The organism is Mesorhizobium sp. M5C.F.Ca.IN.020.29.1.1, assembly GCF_003997375.1.
In the GTDB taxonomy this organism is placed as follows: domain Bacteria; phylum Pseudomonadota; class Alphaproteobacteria; order Rhizobiales; family Rhizobiaceae; genus Mesorhizobium; species Mesorhizobium wenxiniae.
In genome coordinates this window covers 1-951 of record NZ_RZSW01001046.1, presented here as the reverse complement: position 1 = coordinate 951, position 951 = coordinate 1, and the positions used below count along the sequence as shown (strand labels likewise).

Below are 951 nucleotides of genomic sequence, written 5' to 3'. Positions count from 1 at the left end.
CAGCAGGCCCGCAGCCGGTCCACTATCGTCATCGCACCACTTCCCTCGACGATCCCGTTTGCACGGGTTTCGATTCAACATAACCGCGACCTGTTTTTTGCTGACAGCAAGATCGCCGGGCGAAACGCCCTGATTTGCCTGGGAAAGTCTTGCCCAAAACAGCTTTTAGCGCAACGCCCCGGCCTCGAACCTAACGGCTCACCCTGTACGAATTGCCGGGCTGCGCGGACTGCTTCCCAGCCGCCTGCCGATTGACGCGCCGATGCGCCGTGATGGTGCCGCTTGCGAGCGGGCGGCGGCAAGGGAGGCTGCGCCGCGGCCGGGCAATCCCCATTGGCCCTGCGGAATTCCTCAGTTGCCAGCCGCGCCCTTGCCCCCTTCGCTCTTCGCGGCGGTGGGGTCTGGATCCGCGGGATACGCGGGAAGGAAACCGAACAGGAAAGGCCGGAACCTCATGGGCGCCGGGAGTGGAATGGAAAAGAGCGATGTCGAGGAACTCAGAAGCGGCGTGCTGTGTGCCGCGGTGCTGGAGCGGGCGGGCTTCGCGGTCGATCGCAAGGAGAGCACGAAACGCGCCGTCAAGTTCCGGCGCGATGACGAGATCATCATCGTTATTCACGATGGCAAGGGCTGGTTCGATCCGCTGTCTGACGCCAAGGGAGACGTATTCCGCCTGGTCGAGCACCTCGAGGGCGTCCCTTTTGTGGCAGCGCTCGACCATGTGGCGGATCTGATCGGGTTCGTCCCTAGCCAGCCCATCTGGACGAAAGTGCCCAGCAGGAATCGACCGGACCTTTCGATTCCTGAGCGCTGGCAAAGCCGGCTCAAACCGTGGCGCGGTTCCATGACCTGGCGTTATCTGCGCGACGAGCGCCGTCTCGCCGAGACCGTCATCGGCGCGGCAATCGGTCAGGACCGGCTGCGCGAGGGCCCGCGCGGCAGCATGTGGGC

The 951-nt window shown here is 64.5% G+C and carries 2 protein-coding genes; both read left to right on the top strand.

The genetic code is table 11. The features are described 5' to 3' along the window. The coding region (locus tag EOA85_RS38435) for a hypothetical protein (RefSeq protein ID WP_206523493.1) at positions 1-255 on the top strand (255 nt) is incomplete at its 5' end. A 217-nt stretch (positions 256-472) separates the two neighbouring features. Then, positions 473-951: DUF3991 domain-containing protein (locus EOA85_RS36085; protein ID WP_245486386.1), on the top strand; the 479-nt coding region annotated here is incomplete at its 3' end.